This is a genomic window from Actinomycetospora termitidis, from assembly GCF_030286555.1.
In the GTDB taxonomy this organism is placed as follows: domain Bacteria; phylum Actinomycetota; class Actinomycetes; order Mycobacteriales; family Pseudonocardiaceae; genus Actinomycetospora; species Actinomycetospora termitidis.
Genome location: NZ_JASVWF010000004.1, coordinates 14,256 through 38,902, shown reverse-complemented (window position 1 = coordinate 38,902; position 24,647 = coordinate 14,256). Strand labels below are relative to the sequence as shown.

Here is a 24,647-nt window from a genome sequence, read left to right as displayed (position 1 = left end):
GGCGTCCCTCTCTGCTCGCCCCCGGGTGCACGAGGTTGACCCGGGGGCGCTCCGTGTGGGTGACGGCGAGGTTGCGATCGCCCAGCGGACGATCAGGGCTCAGGCGCTGAGCGGGAGCGCGCCGGGGTGCACCGGCGACGGCAGGTCGGTGCGGCCGTCGGCGGCGAGGTGGGCGTCGACGGCGGCGGCGGCCGAACGTCCCTCCGCGATGGCCCAGACGATCAGCGACGCGCCACGGTGCGCGTCCCCGCACACGAAGACCCCCGGGACGTCGGTCTGCCAGTCCGACCCGCAGCCGATCGTGCCCTTCGGCGTCCGCTCAATGCCCAGGCCGGGGATCATCGCCCCGTCGTCGGGCCCGGTGAAGCCGATGGAGAACAGGACCAGGTCGGCCGGCACGGTGTGGATCTCCTCCGTGGTCGGCACCACCTCGCGGCGGCCGTCCTCGGTGCGGCGGACCTCGACCGAGGACAGCTCGACCGCGCGGACGTGCCCGCGGTCGTCGCCGACGAAGCGGCGCACCGCGGTGGCGAACAACCGCTCGCCGCCCTCCTCGAGCGCCGGCGGCGTGCGGAACATCAGCGGCCACGTCGGCCACGGCGAGCGGGCCTCGTCGCGGGTCTGTGGAGGGGCCGGGTACTGGTCGAGCTGGTGCACGCCGATCGCGCCCTGGCGGGTCGCGGTGCCGTAGCAGTCCGCGCCGGTGTCGCCGCCGCCGATGACGATGACGTTCTTGCCCCGTGCGTTGATCGGCGACGGGCCGTCGCCCTCGCACTCGCGGTTGGCGGGCACGAGGTAGTCCATCGCGAGGTGGATGCCGTCGAGGTCGCGGCCCTCGATCGTGCGGTCGTCCCGGCTCTCGAGCGCCCCGACCGCCAGCACCACCGCGTCGTACTCGGCGCGCAGGCGCTCCACCGGCAGACCGTCCCCGCCCACCTCGCAGTTCACGACGAAGCGTGTGCCCTCCGCGCGCATCTGCTCGAGGCGACGATCGAGCTCCCACTTCTCGAACTTGAACTCCGGGATCCCGTAGCGCATCAGCCCGCCGAGGCGGTCGTCGCGCTCGTGGACCGTGACGTCGTGGCCGGCCCGGGTCAGTTGCTGGGCGGCCGCCAGCCCCGCGGGTCCGGAGCCCACGACCGCGACCCGCTTCCCCGAGGACTCGGCCGCGGGCTGGGGCGCGACGTGACCGTCCCGCCACGCCACCTCGGCGATCGACCACTCGACCCGCTTGATCGCCACCGAGCCCGGCTGGGAGGTGATCGACAGGACGCACGCCTCCTGGCACGGCGCCGGGCACAGCGCCCCGGTGAACTCCGGGAAGTTGTTCGTGGCGTGCAGGCGCTCGCTCGCCCGGTCCCACTCGCCGCGGCGGACGAAGTCGTTCCACTCCGGGATCAGGTTGCCCAGCGGGCAGCCGGCGGTGCCGGAGTGGCAGAACGGGATGCCGCAGTCCATGCACCGCGCGGCCTGCTTGCGGGTGCCGGCCTCGAGGTCGGGGTCGGTGACGTCGGCGTAGAGCTCGTGCCAGTCGGTGCGCCGCTCCTCGACCGGACGCTTGGGGTTGTCCTCCCGGGAGTAGGTGAGGAACCCGCGGGGGTCAGCCACCCGCCACCTCCATGATGACCTCGTTCGGGTCGCGGCCCTCGGTGGCGGCGCGCTGCTCGGCGTCGAGGACCCGCTGGTAGTCGGTCGGCATGACCTTGGTGAAGTGCCCGACCTGGGTGTCCCAGTCGTCGAGCAGGCGGGCCGCCTTCGGCGAGGAGGTGAGGTCGAGGTGCCGCTCGACCACCCACCGCAGCCAGTCGGCGTCGTCGCCGGTGACCTCGAGCAGGTCGGCCATCTCGTCGTTCACACGGATCGCCGGCAGGTCGTGCACGAAGGCGATCCCGCCGGACATGCCGGCGCCGAGGTTGCGGCCGGTGCTGCCCAACACGATCACCCGGCCGCCGGTCATGTACTCGCACGCGTGGTCGCCGACACCCTCGACCACGGCGAGTGCGCCGGAGTTGCGCACGCAGAACCGCTCCCCCACCTGACCGCGCAGGAACACCTCGCCGGAGGTCGCGCCGTAGGCGATGACGTTGCCGGCGATCGTGTGCCGCTCCTCCCGGTCGGAGTCCAGCGGCTCGGTGAACTGCGCGCCCTCGGGCGGGCGCACGATCACGCGGCCCCCGGAGAGCCCCTTGGCCACGTAGTCGTTGGCGTCCCCGACGAGGTCGAGGGTGATCCCGCGCGGCAGGAACGCCCCGAACGACTGTCCGGCGGAGCCGGTGAACTCGACGTGGATCGTGTCGTCGGCCAGGCCGTGCTTGCCGTAGCGCCGGGTCACCTCGGAGCCGAGCAGGGTCCCGACGGTCCGGTTGACGTTGCGGACCGGCAGGTCGATCCGCACCGGGACGGCGTCGTCGAGCGCCCCCTCGGCCAGCTGGATCAGGGTGCGGTCGAGCGCGCGGTCCAGGCCGTGGTCCTGGGTCGAGGTGCACCGGCGGTCTGTGGACGCGCCGGCGGGCACGTCCGGCACGGCGAACAGCGGACCGAGGTCGATGCCCTCGGCCTTCCAGTTCTCCACCGCCTCCGCGGCGTCGATCAGCTCGGAGTGCCCGATCGCCTCGTCGATCGTCCGGAAGCCCAGCTCCGCCAGGTACTCCCGGACCTCCTCGGCGATGAACCAGAAGAAGTTCTCGACGAACTCGGGGCGGCCCGTGTAGCGCTTGCGCAGCTCCGGGTTCTGGGTCGCGACGCCGACGGGACAGGTGTCGAGGTGGCAGACCCGCATCATGACGCAGCCGTTGACCACCAGCGGCGCCGTGGAGAAGCCGTACTCCTCGGCGCCCAGGAGCATCCCGACGATCACGTCGTAGCCGGTCTTCATCCCGCCGTCGACCTGGACCGAGATCCGGTCCCGCAGGCCGTTGAGCATCAGCGTCTGCTGGGTGTCGGCGAGCCCGACCTCCCACGGCGCGCCGGCGTGCTTGAGGCTCGTCAGCGGGGCCGCGCCGGTCCCGCCGTCCCACCCGGAGATCAGCACGACGTCCGCGTGCGCCTTCGAGACGCCCGCCGCGACCGTGCCGACCCCGACCGAGCTGACCAGCTTGACGTGGATCCGGGCGCGGTCGTTCGCGTTCTTCAGGTCGTGGATGAGCTGCTTGAGGTCCTCGATCGAGTAGATGTCGTGGTGCGGCGGCGGCGAGATCAGGCCCACGCCGGGGGTGGAGTACCGGACCTCGGCGATCCACGGGTACACCTTCTTGCCCGCGAGTTGACCGCCCTCACCGGGCTTCGCGCCCTGCGCCATCTTGATCTGGATGTCGTCGGCGTTGACCAGGTACTCGCTGGTGACGCCGAAGCGCCCGGAGGCGACCTGCTTGATCGCCGAGCGCCTGGACGGGTCGACGAGGCGCACCGGGTCCTCCCCGCCCTCCCCGGTGTTCGACTTGCCGCCGATGTTGTTCATGGCGATCGCGAGGTCGGTGTGCGCCTCGCCCGAGATCGAGCCGTAGCTCATCGCCCCAGTCGCGAAGCGTTTGACGATCTCGGTGGCGGGCTCGACCTCGTCGAGGTCGATCGGGGTCCGGTCCTCGTAGCGCAGCCGGAACATCCCCCGCAGCTGCCCGCCGGCCCGGGTGATGCCGTCCGCCTCGGCGGTGTAGCGGCGGAACACGTCGCGCTGCTTCGTCCGCGTGGAGTGCTGGAGCAGGAACACCGTCTCCGGGGTGAAGAGGTGGATCTCGCCCTCGCGGCGGTAGGCGTACTCGCCGCCGACGTCGAGCCGGCGGTGGGCCCGCTCGGTCGGGTTGGACGGGTAGGCCGTGCGGTGCCGCGTCGCGACCTCGGTCGCGAGCACGTCCAGCCCGCCCCCGCCCAGCTTGGACGAGGTGCCGTGGAAGTACTCGTCGATGAACTCCTGCGACAGGCCGACGGCCTCGAAGACCTGGGCGGCGGTGTACCCGGACACCGTCGAGATGCCCATCTTGGACATCACCTTGAGGACGCCCTTGACGCAGGACTTCACGTAGTTCCGGATGGCCTGGTCGACCTCGAGCTGGTCCAACCACCCGGAGGCGATCATGTCCTCGATCGACTCGAACGCGAGGTAGGGGTTGATCGCGGCCGCGCCGTAGGAGAGCAGCAGCGCCATGTGGTGCACCTCGCGCGCGTCCCCGGACTCGGCGACCAGCGCGACCTGGGTGCGCTCACGGGTGGCGACGAGGTGGTGGTGCACCGCCGAGACGAGCAGCAGCGACGGGATCGGGGCCCACCGGGCGTCGGAGTCCCGGTCGGAGAGCACGAGGATGCGCTTCCCGTCGGCGATCGCCTCGCTCGCGCGCCGGCGCACCTGGTCGAGGGCCGCGCGCAGCGCGTCCTCGCCGCCGTCGACCTCGTACAGCCCGGAGATCACCGTGGCGGCGAAGCCCGGCATGTCCCCGTCGTCGTCGATGTGGATGAGCTTCGCGAGCTCGTCGTTGTCGATCACCGGGTAGGGCAGCACGACCTGGCGGCAGCTCGCGGGCCCGGGGTGGAACAGGTTCTGCTCCGGGCCGATCGCCCGGGCCATGCAGGTGACGAGCTCCTCGCGGATGGCGTCCAGCGGCGGGTTGGTGACCTGGGCGAAGAGCTGGACGAAGTAGTCGTAGAGCAGCCGCGCCCGGCGCGACAGCGCCGCGGTGGGGGTGTCGGTGCCCATCGACCCGAGCGGCTCGGCCCCCGTCGTCGCCATCGGGGCCAGCAGGATCCGCAGCTCCTCCTCGGTGTAGCCGAAGGTCTGCTGGCGGCGCATCACCGACTCGTGGGTGTGCACGACGTGGTCGCGGTCGGGCAGCTCCTCGAGCCGCACCAGACCCGCGTGCAGCCACTCGGCGTACGGCTCGGCCGCGGCCAGGTCGGACTTGAACCGGTCGTCGTCGATCAACGCGGCGGACCCGTCCCCGGTCGACCCCTCGCGGGTGTCGACGAGGAACATCCGCCCGGGCCGCAACCGTCCCTTCGCGACGACGTCGGAGGCGGGCACGTCGAGCACGCCGGACTCGCTGGCCAGGACGACCCGCCCGTCGGCGAGGTGCCACCACCGGCAGGGCCGCAGGCCGTTGCGGTCCAGCGTCGCGCCGAGCAGCGTGCCGTCCGAGAACACGACCGCGGCCGGGCCGTCCCACGGCTCCATCAGGCTCGCGTGGAACTGGTAGAACGCCCGCTGGTCGGCCGGCATCTCGGCGTGGTTCTCCCACGCCTCGGGCATCATCATCATCACCGCGTGCGGCAGCGACCGGCCGCCGAGCGTGAGGAGCTCCAGGACCTCGTCGACGCTCGCCGAGTCCGACGTCCCGGGCGGGCAGACCGGCATCGCGCGCTGGAGGTCGCCGGGGAAGAGGTCGGTGCCCAGCAGCGCCTCGCGGGCCCGCATGCGGTTGCGGTTCCCGCGGATCGTGTTGATCTCGCCGTTGTGCGCCAGCGTCCGGTAGGGATGCGCGAGCGGCCAGCTCGGGAAGGTGTTCGTCGAGAACCGGCTGTGCACCACCGCGACCGCGCTGACCAGGCGTTCGTCGCGCAGGTCGGGGAAGAACAGCGGCAGCTGGTCGGTGGTCAGCATGCCCTTGTAGGTCACGGTGCGGCTGGACAGCGAGGCGACGTAGAGCCCGCAGCCCTGCTCCACCGACTCCCGCTCCGCCCGCTTGCGGACGATCCAGGCGACGCGGTCGAGCTCGATGCCCGCGAGGGCGCGCTCCGGGTGCGCGAGCAGGACCTGCGCGAAGCGCGGCATCACCGAGCGGGCGACCGACCCGACGTCCGCGCCGTCGGGGTCGGTGGGGGTGTCACGCCAGGCGAGGACCTCGAGACCCTCCTCGCCGGCGATGCGTTCGAGGAGCGAGACCGCTTTGGCAGCGCCGTCGTCGTCCGCCGGCAGGAACACCATGCCGCAGGCGTAGGCGTACTCGTCCTGGCCGCCGTTGGCCGCCGGGCGGGGGGCGGGCAGGTCCGCGTCGACCGTGGCGCGGAAGAGCTCGTCCGGGATGCCCAGCAGGATGCCGGCGCCGTCGCCACTCGTGGGCTCGCTGCCCGCCGCTCCGCGGTGGTCGAGGTTGTGCAGCACCTGCAGCGCGTCGGCGACGATGCCGTGGCTGCGGCGGCCGCGGGAGTCGACGACGGCGCCGACGCCGCAGGCGTCGTGCTCGTTCGCCGGGTCGTACAGGCCTTGCGGACCCGGGTTGGTCGAGAACAGCACGGGGCGGGCCTCCTCATCGCCTCCGAGGAACGGCCCGGCCGCGCTGCCCGTCGGGAGGACGGGGCGCGGAAGAGGGCCGCTCGGTCGTCGCGAGCCGGATGGTGGAATCCGGGACGGCGATGGCCCGGGTGGAGTCTAGCCCGCGCGGCGGGCCGCGGCGGCGTGACGGACGCCGGGTCCCCGTCGGCGCGGGGCGGAGGGGCTCCTCAGGAGCCGTGGGCGGAGGAGGGCGGCGTGGCGGACGCCTCCTCCTCGGGCTGGACGCCCTCGGGCTCGGCGTCCACGCCGGAGGGCTCGGCCGCGCCGTGGTGGGTCTCGGTGTCGTCGCGGTCGCTCGCCGCGACCCGCGAGGCGCGGGCCGCGCGGGCGTCGTCGTTCTCGTCGTCCCTGGGTGTCACGAGCCCGGGCGTACCCGCGTCGTCGTCGGGCGAACCGGTCGGATCCCCGGCCAGGTCCTCGCGCGGACCGCGGGCCAGGAACAGGTACAGCAGCGCGCCGACGCAGAGGACGCCGGACACGATGACGTTGACGCGGACGCCCTCGACGCGGGTGAGCGCGGGGTCGGTGCGCAGCATCTCGATGAAGAACCGGCCGAGGGTGTAGCCCGCGACGTACAGGGCGAACGCCCGTCCGCGCGCCAGCGAGAACCGGCGGTCGGCCCAGATCACCAGCAGCGCCACCAGGACGTTCCACACCAGCTCGTAGAGGAACGTGGGCTGCACGACCTCGATCGGCGTGCGGTCGAGCGCGACCCCGCCGAGGTTGTCGACGACGCCCGTGGCCGGGTCCACCCGCCGGTAGATCTCCAGGCCCCACGGCAGCGTGGTCGGGGCGCCGTAGAGCTCCTGGTTGAAGTAGTTGCCGAGCCGGCCGATGGCCTGGGCGAGGACGATCCCGGGCGCGGCCGCGTCGGCGAAGCCGGTCAGCGGGACCCCGCGGCGGCGGCACGCGATCCAGGCGCCGACGCCGCCGAGGGCGATCGCCCCCCAGATGCCGAGGCCGCCGTTCCACACGTAGAGCGCCGCGACCGGATCCCCGCCCGGGCCGAAGTAGGTCCGCCAGTCGGTGGCCAGGTGGTAGAGCCGGCCGCCGATCAGCCCGAAGGGCACCGCCCACACCGCGACGTCGATGACGAAGCCGGGGGCCCCGCCGCGCGCGACGAAGCGCCGCTCGGTCATCCAGACCGCCACGACGATGCCGGCGATGATGCACAGCGCGTAGGCCCGCAGCGGGACGGGGCCGAGGTTCCACACGCCCTGGGGTGGGCTGGGGATGGTCATCGGCAGCGACGCGAGCACGGCGCTCACGCTATCGGTCACCCCCGACACCGTCGGTGAGGTGGGTCCGGGGTCAGCGCCCGGTGTGGTTCCCGCGGACGCCCGCCGCGAGCTCGGTGGTCAGGCGCGCGACCGCGGCCCGGCCGTGCTCGGCGGCGGACACCATCGCCGACCCGACGATCACGCCGTCGGCGTAGGTGGCGATCTCCCCGGCCTGGGCGCCGTTGCGCACGCCGAGCCCGACCCCGACGGGCAGGTCGGTGTGGCGGCGGGTGCGCGCGACGAGCTCGGGGGCGCTCGTGGCGACGGTGTCCCGCGCGCCGGTCACGCCCATGGTGGAGGCCGCGTAGACGAATCCGCGGGTCGCGGCGGTCGTCGAGGCGATGCGGTCCTCGGTGGACGACGGCGCGACGAGGAAGATCGGTGCGATGCCGTGCCGGTCGGCCGCGTCGAGCCACTCCCCCGCCTCGTCGGGCACCAGGTCGGGGGTGATCAGGCCGAGCCCGCCCGCCGCGGCGAGGTCCCGCGCGAAGGCCTCGACCCCGTAGCGCAGCACCGGGTTCCAGTAGGTCATGACGACGGCGCGTCCCCCGCGGGCGGCCAGCGCCTCGACGAGGTCGAGGGTGTCGCGGGTCCGCACCCCACCGCGCAGGGCGGTCTCCACGGCGTGCGCGACCACGGGTCCGTCGAGCACCGGGTCGGAGTAGGGCAGCCCGACCTCGACCAGGTCGGCGCCCGCGTCGAGGGTCTGGGTGAGCAGCCCGCGGGACCCGGGGATCGTCGGGTAGCCGGTGGGCAGGTAGGAGATCAGCGCGGCCCGCGACTCGGCGCGGGCGGTCGAGAAGACCTCGCGGAGCCGGTCGAGACCGGTCTGCGTCGAGGTCACAGCTCCCGCTCCCCCGCCGCCGCGTCGTCGTGGACCGGCTCCGTGGTCGGCAGCGCCGCGGCGTCGACGACGTCGAACCACCGGGCGGCGGTCTCCACGTCCTTGTCGCCGCGGCCGGAGAGGTTGACCAGCAGCAGCGCGTCCGGGCCGAGCTCGCGGCCGGTCCGCAGCGCACCGGCCACCGCGTGAGCGGACTCGATCGCCGGGATGATGCCCTCGGTACGACACAGCAGCCGGAACGCGTCCATCGCCTCGGCGTCGGTGACCGGCACGTACTCCGCCCGCCCGATCTCCGCGAGGTAGGAGTGCTCCGGGCCGACCCCGGGATAGTCCAGGCCGGCGGAGATCGAGTGCGACTCGACGGTCTGCCCGTCGTCGTCCTGCAGCACGTAGGTCAGTGCGCCGTGCAGCGCGCCGACGCTCCCGCCGGTGATCGACGCGGCGTGACGCCCGGTGTCGACGCCGTCGCCCGCCGCCTCGCAGCCGATCAGGCGCACGGGCTCGTCGTCGAGGAAGGGGTGGAAGATGCCGATCGCGTTCGAGCCGCCGCCCACGCACGCCAGGACCGCGTCCGGCAGGCGCCCGTACTGCTCCTGCACCTGCGCGCGTGCCTCCAGGCCGATGACGCGGTGGAAGTCGCGCACCATCATCGGGAACGGGTGCGGCCCGGCGGCGGTGCCCAGCACGTAGTGGGTGGTGCCGACGCTGGACACCCAGTCCCGGTAGGCCTCGTTGAGGGCGTCCTTGAGCGTGCGCGAGCCGGTGGTCACCGGGATCACCTCGGCGCCGAGCAGGCGCATGCGGGCGACGTTGAGCGCCTGGCGCTCGGTGTCGACCTCGCCCATGTAGACGACGCACTCGAGCCCGAGCAGGGCCGCCGCGGTGGCCGTGGCGACGCCGTGCTGCCCCGCGCCGGTCTCGGCGATCACCCGCGTCTTGCCCATGCGCACCGTGAGGAGCGCCTGACCCAGCACGTTGTTGATCTTGTGCGAGCCGGTGTGGTTGAGGTCCTCGCGCTTGAGCAGGATCCGCGCACCACCGGCGTGCTCGGAGAGCCGGCGGGCGTCCGTCACGGGGCTGGGGCGGCCGGCGTAGTCCCGCTGCAGCCGGTCGAGCTCGGCGAGGAACTCGGGGTCGTGCCGGGCCTTGTCGTACTCCGCGGCGACCTCGTCGACGGCGGCGATCAGGGCCTCGGGCATGAACCGCCCGCCGTAGCGGCCGAAGTGACCGCCGCCGTCGGGGTCGTGTCCGTGCTCGGCGAGCCCGTCGCCCGCCGTCGGGAGCGCCACGCTCCTCTCGGGGGCCGCCATCACCGGGCCGGCTTCGGGCACGCCGGGTGCGACCCGGCGGTGACCAACTGGCGGACGGCCGCGCGCGGGTCCTCGGCGGTGGCCATCGACTCGCCGACCAGCACTGCGTCGGCGCCGAGACCCGCGTAGGTCATCAGGTCACCGGGGCCGCGCACGCCGGACTCGGCGACGCGCAGGACCTCGCCGGGCAGCCCCGGGGCGAGGCGGCTGAAGACGTCGCGGTCGACGTCGAGGGTCGTGAGGTCGCGGGCGTTGATCCCGACCAGCTTGGCGCCGGCCTGCAGCGCCATGTCGGCCTCGACCTCGTCGTGGATCTCGACCAGGGCGGTCATGCCGAGCGAGTGCACCCGGTCGACCAGCGCGTCGAGCGCGTTCTGCTCGAGCACCGAGCACATCAGCAGCACGAGGTCCGCGCCGTGGGCCCGCGCCTCGTGGACCTGGTAGGTGCCGACCACGAAGTCCTTGCGCAGCACCGGGATGTCCACCGCGGCCCGGACCTCGTCCAGGTCGGTCAGCGACCCCTCGAACCAGCGCTGCTCGGTGAGCACGCTGACGATCCGCGCGCCGCCCTCGACGTACTGCCGGGCGAGCTTGGCTGGGTCGGGGATGTCGACCATGTGCCCACGGGACGGCGACGCCCGCTTCACCTCGGCGATGACCCCGATCCCCTGGCCCTGGAGCGCGGCGAGCGCGTCCTTCGCGGGCGGTGCGGCGGCCGCGGCCGCCTTCACCTGGTCGAAGGGAACGGCGGCCTCACGGGCGGCGAGGTCGGCCCGGACCCCCTCGAGGATCTGCTCCAGGACGCTCACGCGGGTGCTGCCCCCATCCTTCGGGCTCGATCGATCCGTGGCGCCGCGTGTGTCCGGGGCCACCGGGATCCGGTCCCTGGCCAGTACACCGGAAGTTTAACTCCCGGTCCCGTCGGTCCCGTCCGGTGCCCTCGGTGTCGGGCGCTCGGGGGTGGCCGTGGGATCCTCCCCGGCGTCGAGCGCCTCCCACAGCGAGCGCTCCTCGTCGCGGGGACGGGGGCGGGACGCACCCGGGGCGTCGTAGCGCGCACCGAGCCGCGGCATGGCGGCGCCGCGCAGCGCGACCAGCAGACCGGCCCCGACGAGCAGCAGCCCGCCGAGCCCGCCGAGCAGCGGCCACACCACGGACGCCTGCACCTCCACGGCGCGGCCGGGCTGGCGCACGGTCGCCGGGAGCGCGTCGAGGGCAGGCACGGCGAGGCCGGACAACGACCGCAGGAGCGCCCACAGACCGGCGAGCCCGACGACCACGCCCACGGCGCGCCGACCCCACCCGGAGGCCGCGAGGAGCCCGCCGATCGCGGCGAGCGCGAGCAGGGCCCACGGGACGAGCACCGGCTCGGTGTCCGCGCCGGTGGCGGTGACGACGACGCGGCCGCGCAGCGGCACGTCCCAGGTCGCCGTGAGCCACGTGCCCCGCGACGCGCCCCACAGCGCCGCCGCGGCGAGCAGCAGCCCGACGACGGCGAGGCCGAGCAGCCGCGGTCCGCGGATCACGACCGGGGCCCGGGCGGGCGCAGGGTGGCCGCGGTGGCGACCGCGGCCAGGACGGCCCGGGCCTTGTTCGTGGCCTCCGTGTCCTCGGCGACCGGGTCGGAGTCGGCGACGACGCCACCCCCGGCCTGGACGTGGGCCACGCCGTCGCGGAGCAGCCCGGTCCGGATCGCGATCGCGGTGTCGGCGTCACCGGCGAAGTCCAGGTACCCGACGATGCCGCCGTAGAGCCCCCGGCGGGTCGGCTCGAGCTCCTCGATGATCTCCATGGCCTTCGGCTTCGGGGCGCCGGAGAGCGTGCCGGCCGGGAAGCACGCGGTGACGGCGTCGAACGCGCTGCGCCCCTCGGCGAGCCGCCCGGACACCGTGGACACCAGGTGCATCACGTGGCTGTAGCGCTCGATGTCGAAGAACCGGTGGACCTTGACGGTGCCCGGCACGCAGACGCGCCCGAGGTCGTTGCGCCCGAGGTCGACGAGCATGAGGTGCTCGGCGCGCTCCTTCTCGTCGGCCAGCAGGTCCTTCTCCAGGAGGATGTCCTCCTCGGCGTCGGTGCCGCGCCACCGCGTCCCGGCGATGGGGTGCGTGGTGGCGACGCCGTCGCGCACCGTCACGAGGGCCTCCGGGCTCGACCCGACGATCTCGAACGGCCGGTCGGCGGCGTCGGTCAGCCGGAGGAAGTACATGTACGGGCTCGGGTTCGTGGCCCGCAGGACGCGGTAGACGTCGAGGGCCTCGGCCGCGGTGTCGGACTCGAAGCGTTGGCTGACCACCACCTGGAAGGCGTCGCCCGCGCGGATGCGCTCCTTGGCGGTCTCCACGGCCGCGAGGTAGGCATCCCGGTCGAAGCGACGGCGGACCTGCGGGGAGCGGCCGGCCGCCGGGTCGTACTGCGCGACGGTGGACGGGGCCGGGGCGCCCAGCTCGGCGGTCATCCGGTCGAGCCGGGCGACCGCGTCGTCGTAGGCGGCGTCCGCGCGCTCCGGGCTGTCGTCCCAGTTCACCGCGTTCGCGATGAGGGTGACGGTGCCCTCGTGGTGGTCGAGCGCCGCCAGGTCGGTCGCCAGGAGCATCACGAGCTCGGGGATCTCGAGGTCGTCCTCGGCGAGCTCGGGCAGCCGCTCGAGCCGGCGCACCGCGTCGTAGCCGACGTAGCCGACCAGGCCGCCCGTGAGCGGGGGTAGCCCGGGCAGCGACTCGGTCCGCAGCCGCTCGAGAGTCTCGCGCAGCGCGTCGAGCGGATCCTCCTCGTCCCCGGGCAGGCCCACCGGCGGCGTGCCGGTCCAGTGCGCCCGCCCACCGCGCTCGGTGAGCGCCGCGGCGCTGCGGGCCCCGACGAACGACCACCGCGACCACGACTCGCCGTGCGCCGCGGACTCCAGCAGGAAGGTCCCGCTCCGGGTGCCCGCGAGCTTGCGGTACACCCCGAGCGGCGTCTCGTCGTCGGCGAGCAGGCGCCGCACGACGGGGATGACCCGGTGGTGCGTGGCGAGATCGTGGAACTGCTCGCGGCTCGGCGTCACGGCGCCGAGGGTGGTCGGCCGGTCGGTCACGGACACGGGACCCATTGTGGACGCCGGGTCCGACACCGTCGTCCGGCGGCCTCACGAGGCGACGGCGTCCTCCGGCGACGGTTCGGCGCGCCTGCGGGCCGCGAACGCCACGGCGCCGATGACGACGACGCAGCCGACGAGCTGCCACGCCGTCGGGAACTGGGCGAGCACGAGCATGCCGAGCAGCACCGCGCCGACCGGCTGGAGCAGCAGGATCGAGGCGCCGGTCGAGGAGGGCAGCCGGGCCATGCCGCCGGCGATGAGCACCCATCCCATGCACTGCCCGATCAGCGCCAGCAGGGCGAGCCAGCCGAGGGCCGCCCAGCTCGGCGTGAGGTCCACGCCCTCCCAGAGGCTGCCGAGCACGAACGAGCTCACGGCCGCGGCGGCCGTCGCGAGGGCGACCGGCCCGGACTTCTGCCCGGGCGCGGACCCGATGCGCAGGAACAGCAGGTAGCCCGCGTACGCGAACGCCGCGAGCAGGGCGAGCACCGTCCCGAGCACCGGGTCGGCCGCGCCCGCCCCGCCGTCGGCGAGCCCGCCGGCCAGCGCGACCCCGCCGAGCATCACCGGCACCGCCAGCAGGAACGAGAGCCGGACCCGCTCCCCGAGGACGAGGAACGCGAGCAGCGGCAGGATCACCACCTGCACGTTGACCAGGACCGTCGACACCCCGGCGCCCACGGCGTGGATCGCGCCGGTCCACAGCGTCATGTCCAGGCCCAGCAGCAGCCCGCCCACGACGACGAGCCACGGGCGCCCGCGCTGGACCTCGCCCGGCACCCCACCGACCCGGCGCAGCCGCCGACGCTCGATCAGCGCCATCGGGACGAGCACCGGCAGGGCGAGCAGGCAGCGGAACACGGTCGCGGTGCCCGGCGACGTGCCGGAGAGCGAGATCAGGATCGGGGAGAGCGCGATGCACAGGCTGCCGACGACGGCCATCAGGCGCGGGTCGACGGCCCGACGGCGGGTGGGGGCGGAGGTCGCGAGGGTGTCGGGGACGGCCACGATCACCAGCCTGCGTCCCAGGACCGTTCAGGACCAGCGACTTCTCCTGGCCTGGACCGATTAGAGTTGCTGATGTGTTCGGCATCGCCCGGCTCCAGGCCCTGCACGCCGTGGCCGCCCACCGCACCGTCGGCCGGGCGGCGGCCGCCCTGCACCTGACGCCGTCGGCGGTCTCGCAGCAGCTCGCCGCGCTCGAGCGGGAGGCCGGGGCGGCGCTGACCGAGCCCGCCGGTCGCGGGATCCGCCTGACCGCGGCGGGGCTGGTGCTCGCCGACCACGCCTCGGGCGTCCTGGACCGCCTCGCCCTCGCCCGGCGCGACCTCGACCGGCTCGACGACGACGTCGTCGGCCCGCTGCGCATCGGGGCGATCCCGACGACCGTGCACGCGCTCGCGCCGGCGAGCCTCGCCCGGCTCCGGTCCGCCCACCCGGACCTCACCGTGCTGCTCTCCGACGGCGAGGCGGAACAGACCCTGCCCGCGCTCGTGAACGGCGACCTGGACCTGGCCGTCGTCGAGAACTGGGACGGGCTCCCGGCCCCGGTACCCGCGCGCACCAGCCGCACCGAGCTCTGCGACGACGTCATGGACCTCGCGCTCCCCCGGGAGCACCCGCTGGCGGCCACGGGCTCGGTCGCGCTGTCCGACCTCGCCGGCGCCGACCTCACGTGGGTCGCCGACACCAGCAGCACGCGGGCCCACGACTGGCTGGTCGAGCGCCTCCGCCGCGAGGGCCTGGAGCCCAGGGTGACCTGCACGGTCTGCGGGTTCGCCATCCACCTCGAGCTCGTGGCGGGGGCGGGGCTCGCGGCGATGATCCCGCGGCTCGCCCGCCCGCCGATCCCGACCGGGGTGCGGATGGTCGAGACCGACCCCGTGCTCACGCGCACCGTCGACGCGGTCTGGCGCACCGACCGGGAGACCCCGGCCGTCCGGGCCGCGGTACGGGCGTTCCGGGTCACCGCCGCGGCCCGCCACCCGGCCCACTCGCCCGGCTAGGGTCGCCGTCGTGCGATCGCTCGGCGCGCTCCTGCTCGGGGACGGCCGGTTCGGCGAACCCCTGCGCCGTGAGCTGCTCGAGGCCCGCCCGGTCGTGTTCGAGGAGGGCCTGCGCGGCACCTACGTGCCCCGCGAGGGACGCGAGTACACGAGGAACCCCACCCGGGGAGCGGTGGCCGTCTGCGCGAACCGGTTCGTGGTCTGGTCGCGCCGCTCGAAGACGGTCGACGTCCCGCTCACCCGCCCCTGGCTCGACCGGATGACCGTCGCGGAGCGCCCGGCCGGGCGGCTCGTCGTCGGGATGACGCTGCCACGCGACGGGGCACCGACCGGCACCCTCGAGGTCCGCCTGCGCACCCCGGCGGCCGGCCGCGTCGTGGCCCTGCTGGCGAACGTCCGCTGAACTCCGGGGGCCACGCCGGCCGGGCCGGCCGGGGTTCTCCTAGGGTCCGCGCGTGGACATCTGCGAGCTCCTCGACGATCACGTGTTCGCCTGCGTCGACCGGCAGATGGCGTTCCAGGAGGTGATCGGGGACTCCGGCAGCTATCAGGTCGACCTGCACGAGGGCCGGGTGCGGTTCACGACGGGGCTCGACCTCGGCGTCGGCCTCCTCGGCTCGGCCGCACCCGGCCCGCGGTCCTGGTTGTGGGCGTGGGCGAACCCGACCGCCTACTCCCCCGAGGTCCTCGCGGCCGTGGAGCAGGTCCGCGCCTTCGGGGAGCAGCACGACGTGCGCGAGCTGGTGACCGCCGAGGTCCCGCTCGACGACGCCTGGGACGCGACCCGTGCCGGGATCGCGTCGGTGGCGGCGAGCGACGTCGACGTGTGGCTGCCGGTGGAGGCCGGTGGCGGGACCCAGGTGATGCTCGCCGTGCGGGAGCACCCGCCGCTGCCCGCGCCGTCCCCGGAGCCGACCCGCCTCGGACCGGTGCTGAACCAGGTCATCACGCTCGGCGTCGTCACCGACTGGCGCCGTGCCCTGCGCGCCTACGCCACGGTCCGCGGCGGGGAGCTCGAGGAGCAGGGCGACGTCCTGGTCCTGACGCCGGCCGGGGGCGACTCGGGCGCGCGGCTCGAGCTCGGCGCCGACGGGCGCCCGGCCCGCATGGAGATGACCCGTGCCGCGGGACCGCACCGCACGACCGGTGCCCCGACCCGCGCGTTCGAGGCACCCACCGAGGAGAAGAAGGGGTTCCTCGGGCGGCTGTTCGGGCGGTGATCAGCCCGGCGCGGGCAGCAGCACGTCCGCGTCGAAGCACGTGTGGTCCCCGGTGTGGCAGGCGGCGCCGGACTGGTCGACCAGGACCAGCACGGTGTCGCCGTCGCAGTCCAGGCGCACCTCGTGCACGGCCTGGGTGTGGCCCGACGTCGCACCCTTGATCCACAGCTCCTGGCGCGAGCGCGACCAGTACGTGGCCTCGCGGGTCTCCAGCGTGCGGGCCAGGGCCTCGTCGGACATCCACGCGACCATGAGGACCTCGCGGGTGTCGTACTGCTGGACCACCGCGCACACCAGGCCGTCGGCGTTCCAGCGCACGCGGGCGGCGAGCTCCGGAGCGATGCTCATCGGACCTCCGCTCCGGACTCCCGCAGGGCGTCCTTGACCTCGCCGATCCGCATGATCCCGAAGTGGAACACGCTGGCCGCGAGCACCGCGTCGGCCCCCGCCTCGACCGCGGGCGCGAAGTGCTCCACCGCGCCGGCGCCGCCCGACGCGATCACGGGGACGTCCACCAGGGCGCGCACCTTCCGCAGCATCTCCAGGTCGAACCCGTTCTTCGTCCCGTCCGCGTCCATGGAGTTCAACAGGATCTCCCCGACGCCGAGCTCCGCCCCGCGTTGCGCCCACTCGAGGGCGTCGATCCCGGTGCCGCGGCGGCCGCCGTGGGTGGTCACCTCGAACCCGGACGGCGTCGGCTGCCCGTCGGCCGGGACCCGGCGCGCGTCGACCGAGAGGACGATGCACTGCGACCCGTAGCGGCGGCTGGCCTCGCCGAGGAACTCCGGGCGGGCGATCGCGGCGGTGTTGATCCCGACCTTGTCCGCACCCGCGCGCAACAGCTTGTCGATGTCGTCGTTGGTGCGCACGCCGCCGCCGACGGTCAGCGGGATGAAGACCTGCTCGGCGGTGCGCCGAACGACGTCGTAGGTGGTCTCGCGCTCGCCGGAGGAGGCGCTGACGTCGAGGAAGGTCAGCTCGTCGGCGCCCTCGGCGTCGTAGAGCCGCGCCATCTCCACCGGGTCGCCCGCGTCGCGCAGGTCGACGAAGTTGACGCCCTTGACCACCCGCCCGGCGTCGACGTCCAGGCAGGGGATCACGCGGACGGCCACACCCATGACGATCAGCCTACTGACGTGCCGCGCCCCGCCTCACGCGACGGCGGCGAGCGCCTCGGGCAGCGTGAACGCCCCGGCGTAGAGCGCCTTGCCGATGATCGCGCCCTCCACGCCGACCGACGCCAGACCGGCCAGCGCCCGCACGTCGTCGAGGCTCGCCACGCCCCCGCTCGCGACGACGGGCGCGGACGTCCGCTCGCACACCGCGGCCAGCAGCTCGGTGTTCGGGCCGGTCAGCGTGCCGTCGCGGCCCACGTCGGTGACGACGTAGCGGGAGCAGCCCTCGGCGTCGAGCCGGGCCAGGACGTCCCACAGGTCCCCGCCGTCGGAGACCCAGCCGCGCGCGGCCAGCCGGTGCTCGCCGTCGCGGATCTTCACGTCCAGCCCGACGGCGACCCGGTCGCCGAACTCGGCGATCGCCTTCGCGCACCACGCCGGGTCCTCCAGGGCGGCGGTGCCGATGTTGACCCGCGCGCAGCCGGTCGCGAGGGCGCGGCGCAGCGACTCGTCGTCGCGGATCCCGCCGGAGAGCTCGACGTTCACCGGCACGCTCGCGACCAGCGAGGCGAGCAGGTCGGCGTTGGACCCGCGCCGGAAGGCGGCGTCCAGGTCGACGAGGTGGATCCACCGGGCGCCGTCGTCGACCCAGCCGCGGGCCGCGTCGAGGGGGTCGCCGTATCCGGTCTCGGTGCCGGCCTCGCCCTGGACGAGGCGGACGGCCTGGCCGTCGACGACGTCGACGGCGGGCAGCAGGTCGAAGCTCACGGGGCCCGATCGTAGGGGCCGGGTGATCAGCCGCTCCCCAGGGCCGACTCCCGCAGGTCCTCGAGGCGACGACGCAGCAGGGTCCGTTCGGCCTCGTTGGACGCGAGCTCCGCGGCACGGTCCAGCTCGCCGGCCGCCTCGTCGGTCCGCCCGAGCGCGACGAGCAGGTCCGCCCTGACCGCCGGCAGGAGGTGGTAGCGCGCCAGGGCGGGCTCGTCGCGCAGCCCGTCGACGATCGCGAGGGCGGCCTCCGGCCCCGAGGCCCGCCCGACGACGACCGCCCGGTTCAGTTCGATCACCGGGGAGGGCACGCGGGCGGACAGGTCGCCGTAGAGCTCGGCCAGGCGTGCCCAGTCGGTCGCGTCCACGCTCCCGGCCCGCGCGTGCTCCGCCGCGATCGCGGCCTGCAGGGTGTACGGATCCGATCCGTTCGAGCCGCCCAGCCTCCGCGCCCGCTCGAGCCCGGCGAGTCCCCGCCGGATCAGCAGCCGGTCCCACCGGCCACGGTCCTGGTCGGCGAGCAGCACCGGCTCGCCGTCGGGACCCGTCCGCGCCCGCAGCCGCGAGGCCTGCAGCTCCATCAGCGCGAGGAGACCGTGCACCTCGGCGCGGTCGGGCATCAGGGCGGCGAGGCGCCGGCCGAGCCGCATCGCCTCGTCGCACAGGTCGTGGCGCAGCCAGTCCGCGCCCGCCGTCGCGGTGTAGCCCTCGTTGAAGACCAGGTAGACGACCTCGAGCACCGCTCCCAGCCGCGTCGTCAGTTCCTCGCCGGCCGGGATCTCCAGCTCCACGCCCTCGGTGGAGAGCCGCTTCTTCGCCCGGCTGATCCGCTGCCCCACCGTGGTGGAGGCGACCAGCAGCCCGCGGGCGATCTCGTCGGTGGTCAGGCCCCCGAACAGCCGCAGGGTCAGCGCCACGCGGGCCTCCCGCGCGAGCACCGGGTGGCAGGCCGCGAACAGCAGCGCGAGCACGTCGTCGCCCACCGCGCGGGTCGGGTCGGCCACGACGTCCGCCGCGTCCGGCTCGACCCGGAGCGACTCCGCCCGCCCCACCTCCTCGGCCTTGCGGGCGAAGGTCTGCTCGCGCCGGATCGTGTCGATCGCCCGCCGCCGCGCCGTCGACGCGAGCCAGGCGCCCGGGTTGTCGGGCACCCCCTCGGCCGGCCACTGCTCCAGCGCCGCGACCAGCGCGTCGTGGGCGAGCTCCTCGGCGAGGCCGACGTCGCGCACCACGCGCGCGACGCCGGCCACGATCCGGGCGGACTCGGCCCGCCAGACCGCGTCGAGGACGGCGAACGGGTCGCGGCTCACGAGCCCTGTTGCTGCTCGACCCGCGCCCGCATCTCGGCCTCGGCCTCCATGACCTCCTCCGGGGCGACGCCCTCGAAGTCCTCCGGGTCCAGGACGCGACGGATCTGCACGGTCTCGCCGTCGCGGAACGGCGCCCGCCTCGCCCACGAGACCGCGTCGGCCAACGAGTCGACACGGAGGATCCAGAAGCCGCCGATCAGCTCCTTGATCTCGGTGAACGGACCGTCGGTGACGGTCGGCTCCTCGGAGTCGGGGCCGTCGCCGTAGGACACGAGGGCACCCTGCGAGCTCGGGGCGAGACCCTCGCCGGCGAGCAGGACGCCCGCGTCGACCATGGCCTGGTTGAACCGCCCCATCTCCTCGAAGATCGCCGGGTCCGGCGTCCGGTTCGCGGCGGCGGCCTCGTCGTAGGTCAGGACCAGCATGAAACGCATGGCGGTGATCCTCCCAGTCCCGTCAGGCCTGCTCGGCGGCGCGCTCGGTGTCCTCGGAGCGGCTCCGCTCCGCTCCGCGCTCGTTGATACGGGCCCGCAGCGACGCCTCCGCGTCCAGCACCTCTGCCGGGGCGATGCCCTCGAACTCGCGCATGTCGGGGATGCGCCGCACCTCGAGCCGGACCCCCGGGCCGATCGGGCACTGCCGCGCCCACTGCTCGGCCTCGGCGCGGGTCGCCACGTCGAGGATCCAGAACCCGGCGACGAGCTCCTTGGCCTCGGTGAAGGGACCGTCGGTGACGGTGACTCCCTCGCCGTCGTGCGTGACCTCGAAGCCCTCCGCGCTGGGGGCCAGGCCCTCGGCGGCGAGCAGCACGCCCGCCTCGACCAGCGCGGTGTTGTACCGCCCCATCATCTCGAAGGCCTCGGTCGCGTCGACCGGGGCGTCCGGCTCCCCGACGGCCATCGACTCGGGGGCGGACATGATCAGCATGTAGCGCATCGGTGACTCTCCTCGTGCTCCGCGGCCGGGTCGTCTCCCGGCCCGCACCGACGCGTCGAACGAGCGGGACGGTCTTCGACACCGGCCGTCGGGAAATTACTGGAGGGTCGCGAGCCAGTTCTCGAGCAGCCGCCGGCCGGCGTCGCCGGACTTCTCCGGGTGGAACTGGGTGGCCCAGAGCGGACCGTTCTCGACGGCGGCGACGAAGTCCTCGCCGTGGTGGGCCCACGTGACCGTCGGGGGCGTGAACGGCTCGACCGGCTCCATCTCCCAGCGCCGCGCGGCGAAGGAGTGCACGAAGTAGAAGCGCTCGTCGGGGGCCATGCCGGCGAACAGCCGGGATTCCTCCGGCGCGCGGACGGTGTTCCACCCCATGTGCGGCAGGACGTCGGCCTGCAGCTTCTCCACCGTGCCCGGCCACTGACCGGCGCCGGCGGCCTCCTCGCCGAACTCGACGCCGCGCTCGAAGAGCACCTGCATCCCCACGCAGATCCCGAGCACCGGCCGTCCGCCGGCCAGGCGCTGCTCGAGGATGCGCTCGCCCCCGACCGCCCGGAGGCCGGCCGCGCACGCCGCGAACGCGCCGACCCCGGGCACGACGAGCCCGTCGCACTCGATCGCGGTCCGGGAGTCGTCGGTCACCTCGACCTTCGCCCCCGCACGCTCCAGGGCGCGCTCGGCCGAGCGGAGGTTGCCCGACCCGTAGTCCAGGACGACGACGTGGGGTGTTCCCGGCATGGCGCCCACTTTACGTCGGGGCGGGACTCACCAGCCCGGGCCGCCGACCGGCGCCGAGGAGGCGACCACCTCGAGCACCGCCACGACGTGCGCCGTTCCCGACGACGGGTGCAGCGGCGCCTCGGTGACCTCCACCAGCCGCGCGGTGCGGCGGGCGGCGAGGCGGCGCAGGTGGGACTCGACCTCGGGCCAGCTCGCGGTCGACGCGGTGAGCACGAGGTGCCCGCCGCGGTGCACCACCCGGGCGAACTCGGCGACCGCGGAGGTCGGGAGGTGCCCCGGCTCGAGCGCATCGACGCAGGTCACGACCCCGAACTTGTCCGGGGCGCCGGGGAGGCGCTGGGAGAGGTCGGCGGGACCGAGGTCGTGGTAGACGCCCCGGCTGCGGGCGCGGGAGATCATGCGCGGGGAGATGTCCAGGCCGTCGACCGAGGTGAAGCCGTGCCGGGCGAGGGCGGCGCCGACCAGACCGGTGCCGCACGCGGCGTCCAGCACGTCGGCCTCCCGGTCGTCGAGGCGGGCGACGACGTCGGCGACGAAGCCCGGCAGCGGGTAGTCGTCGCCGTGCGGGCCGGCCCGGTCCTCGTCGTAGGTCGCGGCCCACTCGTCGTAGACGGCGCGGACCTCGGCCGGGGTCGCCGACGCGGACGCCCGCCGCCCGAACGTCGTGCCGTCGTGCTGCGTCTCCACCTCACACCCCCTCGCGTCCCGCACGTGGTTCCCCGGCGACCGGAGTTCAACCGTGCACCACCGGTCGGCGGCGCGACCCGTCCGTCAGACCAGACGCAGCACGGCCGCGACCGCGGCGAGGACCGCGAGGACGGCCAGGACCCCGGCGGGGATCCAGCGACGGTCACGGCCGAAGCTCACCACGCCTCCGACGAGGAAGCCCGCGACGAGCAGGAGCCCGAGAGCGAGCAGCTGGTCGCTGCTCACGCTGTGCCGTTCCCCCGTCGCTGCGCTCGCCTCATCCGAGAACACCCTTGGTCGAGGCCGTGCCACCGTCGAGGCGGGCGTCCGGCTCGGTGGCGGCGCGCAGCGCGCGGGCGATCGCCTTGTACTCGGCCTCGGTGATGTGGTGCGGATCGCGCCCGCCGGTGACCCGCACGTGCAGCGCGATCCCGGCGTGGAAGGCGATCGACTCGAAGACGTGCCGGTTGAGCACCGTCGGGTAGTTGTTGCCGACGACGAACCCCGTCATCACCTCGGGCTCGCCCGTGTGCACGCAGTACGGACGGCCGGAGACGTCGACGACGGCCTGGGCGAGTGCCTCGTCCATCGGGATCCAGGCGTCGCCGAAGCGCCGGATGCCCGACTTGTCGCCGAGGGCCTGGCGCAGGGCCTGGCCGAGCACGATCGCGACGTCCTCCACCGTGTGGTGGGCGTCGATCTCGACGTCGCCGGTCGCCCGGACGACGAGGTCGAGGCTCCCGTGCTTGCCGAGCGCGTCGAGCATGTGGTCGAAGAACGGCACCCCGGTCGAGATCTCGGTGCGCCCGGTCCCGTCGAGGTCGATCTCGACGAGGACGCTCGACTCCTTGGTTACGCGCTCCACGCGCCCGGTGCGGCTCATGACCTCAGTGTCCCCTACCGGGTCGAGGTGCGGCGCACCTGCACGATCTCGTCGGTGATCGTGGCCTCCTGCCCGTCCGGGCCGGTCGCGACGCGCTCGGGCGACGCGCACCGCACGACCTCCCAGTCGCTCCCCAGCTCCAGCGAGGCCAGCACCTCGTCGGCGGTCGGCAGCCGCAGCGTCGGGTCCCACGACCACGGCGCCAGCCGTCCGTGCCCGATCACCAGCAGCGTCCCGCCGGGGGCGACCGCGGCGGCTGCCCGGCGCAGGATCGCGGCCCGCGGGAAGTCGGCGTTCGGCGAGTGCAGGAAGGAGGCGCTGACCAGGTCGAACGTGCCGTCGGGGAACGTCTCGGTGAGATCGTGGCGCTCGGTGCGGACCGGGCGGTCCCCGGCCAGGGCCGCGAGCCGGTCGCACGCGGTCTGCGACACGTCGACCGCGGTCACGGCCCAGCCCCGGTCGGCGAGCCACATCGCGTCCCCGCCCTCGCCGGCACCCAGGTCGAGCGCCGAGCCGGGCGCCAGGTCGGCCACCGCGTCCGACAGCGCCGCGTTGACCCGCCCGCTCCACACCTGCTCGCGGTCGGCGTAGAAGCGCTCCCAGAACTCCGGGCTGCCGTCACGGCTCGCGGTCAGGGCCAGGCGCACGTCCTCGGCGACCAGGTCGGCGTTGACCGCCGCTGCCACGGCCGTGCCGGAGGCCGCCGCCCCGATCACCACGGCCCGCAGGTCCGCGGCGTTGCCCACGACCCACAGCCCGTCGACCGTGGTCGCCCCGCCCGGCTCGGTCGGCACGACGGTGCCCACGAGGACGTCGCCCATGTGCTGCTCCACGGTCTCCACCCCGAGCATCGCCGGGACCTCGCCGCGGGCCCGGGACACGGGCGCGACCGCGAGGGCGTCCAGGGGGACGACGGTGCCGTCGGCGAGCCGGACACCCTCCAGCTCATTCCCGACGACGACCTCGGTCACCTTCCCGTCCACCACCTCGATCCCGCGCGCGGCGAGCTCGTCCGCACTGTGGTGGTGCAGGGCGAGCGCGTCGTTGGTCAGCAGCACGACGTCGTCGCTCCACTGGCGCAGCAGCTGGACCTGGTGCAGTGCCAGGGGGCTCGTCGCGAGCACGCCGATCCGCCGGTCGCGGACCTCCCAGCCGTGGCAGTACGGGCAGTGCAGCACGTCGCGGCCCCAGCGCTCGCGGAGGCCGGCCACCTCGGGCAGCTCGTCGACGACCCCGGTCGCGACGACCAGGCGCCGCGTCCGCAGCGTGGACGTGTCGTCCAGCCCCAGCTCGAACCCGCCGGCGCCGGAGACCGCCGCCGAGGTCACCCGGCCCGACCGCACCACGCCGCCGTAGCCCTCCACCTCGGCGCGCCCGATCGCGGTCAGCTCGCCGGGCGCCGTGCCCTCGCGGCCGAGGTAGTTGTGCACCCCGTCGGCGGGCGCGTTGCGGGGCTCCCCCGCGTCCACCACCAGCACCCGCCGTCGGGCCCGGGCCAGCGTCAGGGCGGTCGACAGCCCGCCCGCGCCGCCGCCCACGACCACCACGTCCCACGTCTCGTCGCTCATGACGACGAGCCTGCCCGCGCTCCTGGCGTACCGGCAAAGTTCCTTGCTACAACGGCAAGCATGGAGGACTTCGCGACGGTGCTCGACGGCGTCGGACCCCGGCTCCGGGCGATCCGCACGGCCCGCAACCTCACGCTGACCGAGGTGGCGGAGGCGACCGGAATCTCGCTGTCGACGCTGTCCCGGCTGGAGTCCGGCGGGCGGAAGCCCACGCTGGAGCTGCTGCTCCCGCTCGCCCACGCCTTCCAGGTGGCCCTCGACGAGCTGGTGGACGCGCCGCAGACCGGGGATCCGCGCGTGCGGATGCCGTCGTTCCGGCGGTACGGCGCGACGTTCGTCCCGCTGACCCGACGCCCGGGCGGGGTGCAGGCGTTCAAGCAGATCCTGCCGCCCGGCTACCCGCACCGGGACGTCGTCGAGCCGCAGACCCACGAGGGCTACGAGTGGATGTACGTGCTCTCCGGGCGGGTGCACCTGCACCTCGGCGAGCAGCGGCTCGACCTGGTGCCCGGCGAGGTCGTGGAGTTCGACACCCACCTGCCGCACATCGTGATGAACCCCTACGACGAGCCGGCCGAGCTGATCAACCTCTTCGGCCCGCAGGGCGAGCGGGCCCACGTGAAGGCGCGCCCGCGCTGAGC

24 protein-coding genes are annotated in these 24,647 nt (G+C 74.4%); 4 read left to right on the top strand and 20 right to left on the bottom strand.

The annotated features are described in order from the left end of the window. Positions 1–99: 99 nt before the first annotated feature. The 9 genes from QRT03_RS18395 to QRT03_RS18355 form a co-directional block, all read right to left on the bottom strand. Positions 100–1,608 (bottom strand): glutamate synthase subunit beta, encoded by a 1,509-nt coding sequence (locus tag QRT03_RS18395; protein ID WP_286054441.1) that lies wholly within the window; start codon positions 1,606–1,608, stop codon positions 100–102. Continuing rightward, a complete protein-coding gene (gene gltB, locus QRT03_RS18390) occupies positions 1,601–6,220 on the bottom strand; it encodes a glutamate synthase large subunit (RefSeq protein ID WP_286054440.1) in 4,620 nt (1,539 codons plus the stop codon). Before gltB ends, QRT03_RS18395 begins: the two co-directional genes overlap by 8 nt. Positions 6,221–6,426: 206 nt before the next feature. Continuing rightward, complete coding sequence (gene lgt, locus QRT03_RS18385) at positions 6,427–7,539, bottom strand: prolipoprotein diacylglyceryl transferase (protein ID WP_425604865.1); 1,113 nt, start codon at positions 7,537–7,539, stop codon at positions 6,427–6,429. Between the two features lie 31 nt (positions 7,540–7,570). Next, entirely contained in the window at positions 7,571–8,383 is an 813-nt protein-coding gene (gene trpA, locus QRT03_RS18380) for a tryptophan synthase subunit alpha (protein WP_286054439.1), read from the bottom strand. Further along, the gene (trpB, locus tag QRT03_RS18375) at positions 8,380–9,693 is read right to left on the bottom strand and encodes a tryptophan synthase subunit beta (RefSeq protein ID WP_425604872.1); all 1,314 of its coding nucleotides are present in this window, start codon (positions 9,691–9,693) and stop codon (positions 8,380–8,382) included. Before trpB ends, trpA begins: the two co-directional genes overlap by 4 nt. Continuing rightward, positions 9,693–10,502: an indole-3-glycerol phosphate synthase TrpC gene (trpC, locus tag QRT03_RS18370; RefSeq protein WP_286054437.1), complete on the bottom strand. Its 810-nt coding sequence runs from the start codon at positions 10,500–10,502 to the stop codon at positions 9,693–9,695. The genes trpB and trpC overlap by 1 nt, the downstream gene beginning before the upstream one ends. Before the next feature lie 96 nt (positions 10,503–10,598). Further along, positions 10,599–11,219 (bottom strand): Trp biosynthesis-associated membrane protein, encoded by a 621-nt coding sequence (locus QRT03_RS18365; protein WP_286054436.1) that lies wholly within the window; start codon positions 11,217–11,219, stop codon positions 10,599–10,601. Next, entirely contained in the window at positions 11,216–12,784 is a 1,569-nt protein-coding gene (locus QRT03_RS18360) for an anthranilate synthase component I (protein ID WP_286054435.1), read from the bottom strand. The genes QRT03_RS18365 and QRT03_RS18360 overlap by 4 nt, the downstream gene beginning before the upstream one ends. Before the next feature lie 36 nt (positions 12,785–12,820). Then, positions 12,821–13,780 (bottom strand): DMT family transporter, encoded by a 960-nt coding sequence (locus QRT03_RS18355; RefSeq protein WP_286054434.1) that lies wholly within the window; start codon positions 13,778–13,780, stop codon positions 12,821–12,823. Positions 13,781–13,854: 74 nt separating this feature from the next. Here QRT03_RS18355 and QRT03_RS18350 point away from each other — a divergent pair, with 74 nt between their 5' ends. Genes QRT03_RS18350 through QRT03_RS18340 form a run of 3 tightly spaced genes read left to right on the top strand, consistent with a single transcriptional unit; the run spans position 13,855 to position 15,998 of the window. Continuing rightward, positions 13,855–14,778, top strand: a complete 924-nt coding sequence (locus tag QRT03_RS18350; protein WP_286054433.1) for a LysR family transcriptional regulator — start codon at positions 13,855–13,857, stop codon at positions 14,776–14,778. Between the two features lie 10 nt (positions 14,779–14,788). Beyond that, positions 14,789–15,181, top strand: coding sequence for a hypothetical protein (locus QRT03_RS18345; RefSeq protein WP_286054432.1), 393 nt, complete (start codon positions 14,789–14,791; stop codon positions 15,179–15,181). Positions 15,182–15,233: 52 nt separating this feature from the next. Beyond that, on the top strand, positions 15,234–15,998 hold the full coding sequence (locus QRT03_RS18340) for a DUF6882 domain-containing protein (protein ID WP_286054431.1): 765 nt from the start codon (positions 15,234–15,236) through the stop codon (positions 15,996–15,998). Here QRT03_RS18340 and hisI read toward each other — a convergent pair whose 3' ends face one another. From hisI to QRT03_RS18285, 11 genes are all read right to left on the bottom strand, one after another. After that, positions 15,999–16,346 carry a phosphoribosyl-AMP cyclohydrolase gene (hisI, locus tag QRT03_RS18335; protein ID WP_286054430.1) on the bottom strand — a complete coding sequence of 116 codons (348 nt, stop codon included), beginning with the start codon at positions 16,344–16,346 and terminating at the stop codon, positions 15,999–16,001. After that, positions 16,343–17,116, bottom strand: coding sequence for an imidazole glycerol phosphate synthase subunit HisF (hisF, locus tag QRT03_RS18330; protein ID WP_286054429.1), 774 nt, complete (start codon positions 17,114–17,116; stop codon positions 16,343–16,345). The genes hisI and hisF overlap by 4 nt, the downstream gene beginning before the upstream one ends. 33 nt (positions 17,117–17,149) lie before the next feature. After that, entirely contained in the window at positions 17,150–17,881 is a 732-nt protein-coding gene (gene priA, locus QRT03_RS18325; protein ID WP_286054428.1) for a bifunctional 1-(5-phosphoribosyl)-5-((5-phosphoribosylamino)methylideneamino)imidazole-4-carboxamide isomerase/phosphoribosylanthranilate isomerase PriA, read from the bottom strand. Between the two features lie 26 nt (positions 17,882–17,907). Next, positions 17,908–19,191, bottom strand: a complete 1,284-nt coding sequence (locus tag QRT03_RS18320) for an RNA polymerase sigma factor (protein ID WP_286054427.1) — start codon at positions 19,189–19,191, stop codon at positions 17,908–17,910. After that, positions 19,188–19,625 (bottom strand): YciI family protein, encoded by a 438-nt coding sequence (locus tag QRT03_RS18315; RefSeq protein WP_286054426.1) that lies wholly within the window; start codon positions 19,623–19,625, stop codon positions 19,188–19,190. Before QRT03_RS18315 ends, QRT03_RS18320 begins: the two co-directional genes overlap by 4 nt. 22 nt (positions 19,626–19,647) lie before the next feature. After that, positions 19,648–20,127 carry a YciI family protein gene (locus QRT03_RS18310; protein ID WP_286054425.1) on the bottom strand — a complete coding sequence of 160 codons (480 nt, stop codon included), beginning with the start codon at positions 20,125–20,127 and terminating at the stop codon, positions 19,648–19,650. Positions 20,128–20,223: 96 nt separating this feature from the next. Continuing rightward, entirely contained in the window at positions 20,224–20,865 is a 642-nt protein-coding gene (gene hisH, locus QRT03_RS18305) for an imidazole glycerol phosphate synthase subunit HisH (RefSeq protein ID WP_286054424.1), read from the bottom strand. A gap of 27 nt (positions 20,866–20,892) precedes the next feature. Next, the gene (locus tag QRT03_RS18300) at positions 20,893–21,555 is read right to left on the bottom strand and encodes a class I SAM-dependent DNA methyltransferase (RefSeq protein ID WP_286054423.1); all 663 of its coding nucleotides are present in this window, start codon (positions 21,553–21,555) and stop codon (positions 20,893–20,895) included. A gap of 84 nt (positions 21,556–21,639) precedes the next feature. Then, the gene (locus tag QRT03_RS18295; protein WP_286054422.1) at positions 21,640–21,801 is read right to left on the bottom strand and encodes a hypothetical protein; all 162 of its coding nucleotides are present in this window, start codon (positions 21,799–21,801) and stop codon (positions 21,640–21,642) included. Between the two features lie 31 nt (positions 21,802–21,832). Beyond that, positions 21,833–22,438: an imidazoleglycerol-phosphate dehydratase HisB gene (hisB, locus tag QRT03_RS18290; protein ID WP_286054421.1), complete on the bottom strand. Its 606-nt coding sequence runs from the start codon at positions 22,436–22,438 to the stop codon at positions 21,833–21,835. Between the two features lie 14 nt (positions 22,439–22,452). After that, positions 22,453–24,006: a methyltransferase domain-containing protein gene (locus QRT03_RS18285; RefSeq protein WP_286054420.1), complete on the bottom strand. Its 1,554-nt coding sequence runs from the start codon at positions 24,004–24,006 to the stop codon at positions 22,453–22,455. A gap of 60 nt (positions 24,007–24,066) precedes the next feature. Between QRT03_RS18285 and QRT03_RS18280 the strand changes: the two genes are divergently transcribed. Further along, positions 24,067–24,645: a helix-turn-helix domain-containing protein gene (locus QRT03_RS18280; RefSeq protein ID WP_286054419.1), complete on the top strand. Its 579-nt coding sequence runs from the start codon at positions 24,067–24,069 to the stop codon at positions 24,643–24,645. The last annotated feature ends 2 nt before the right edge of the window (positions 24,646–24,647 follow it).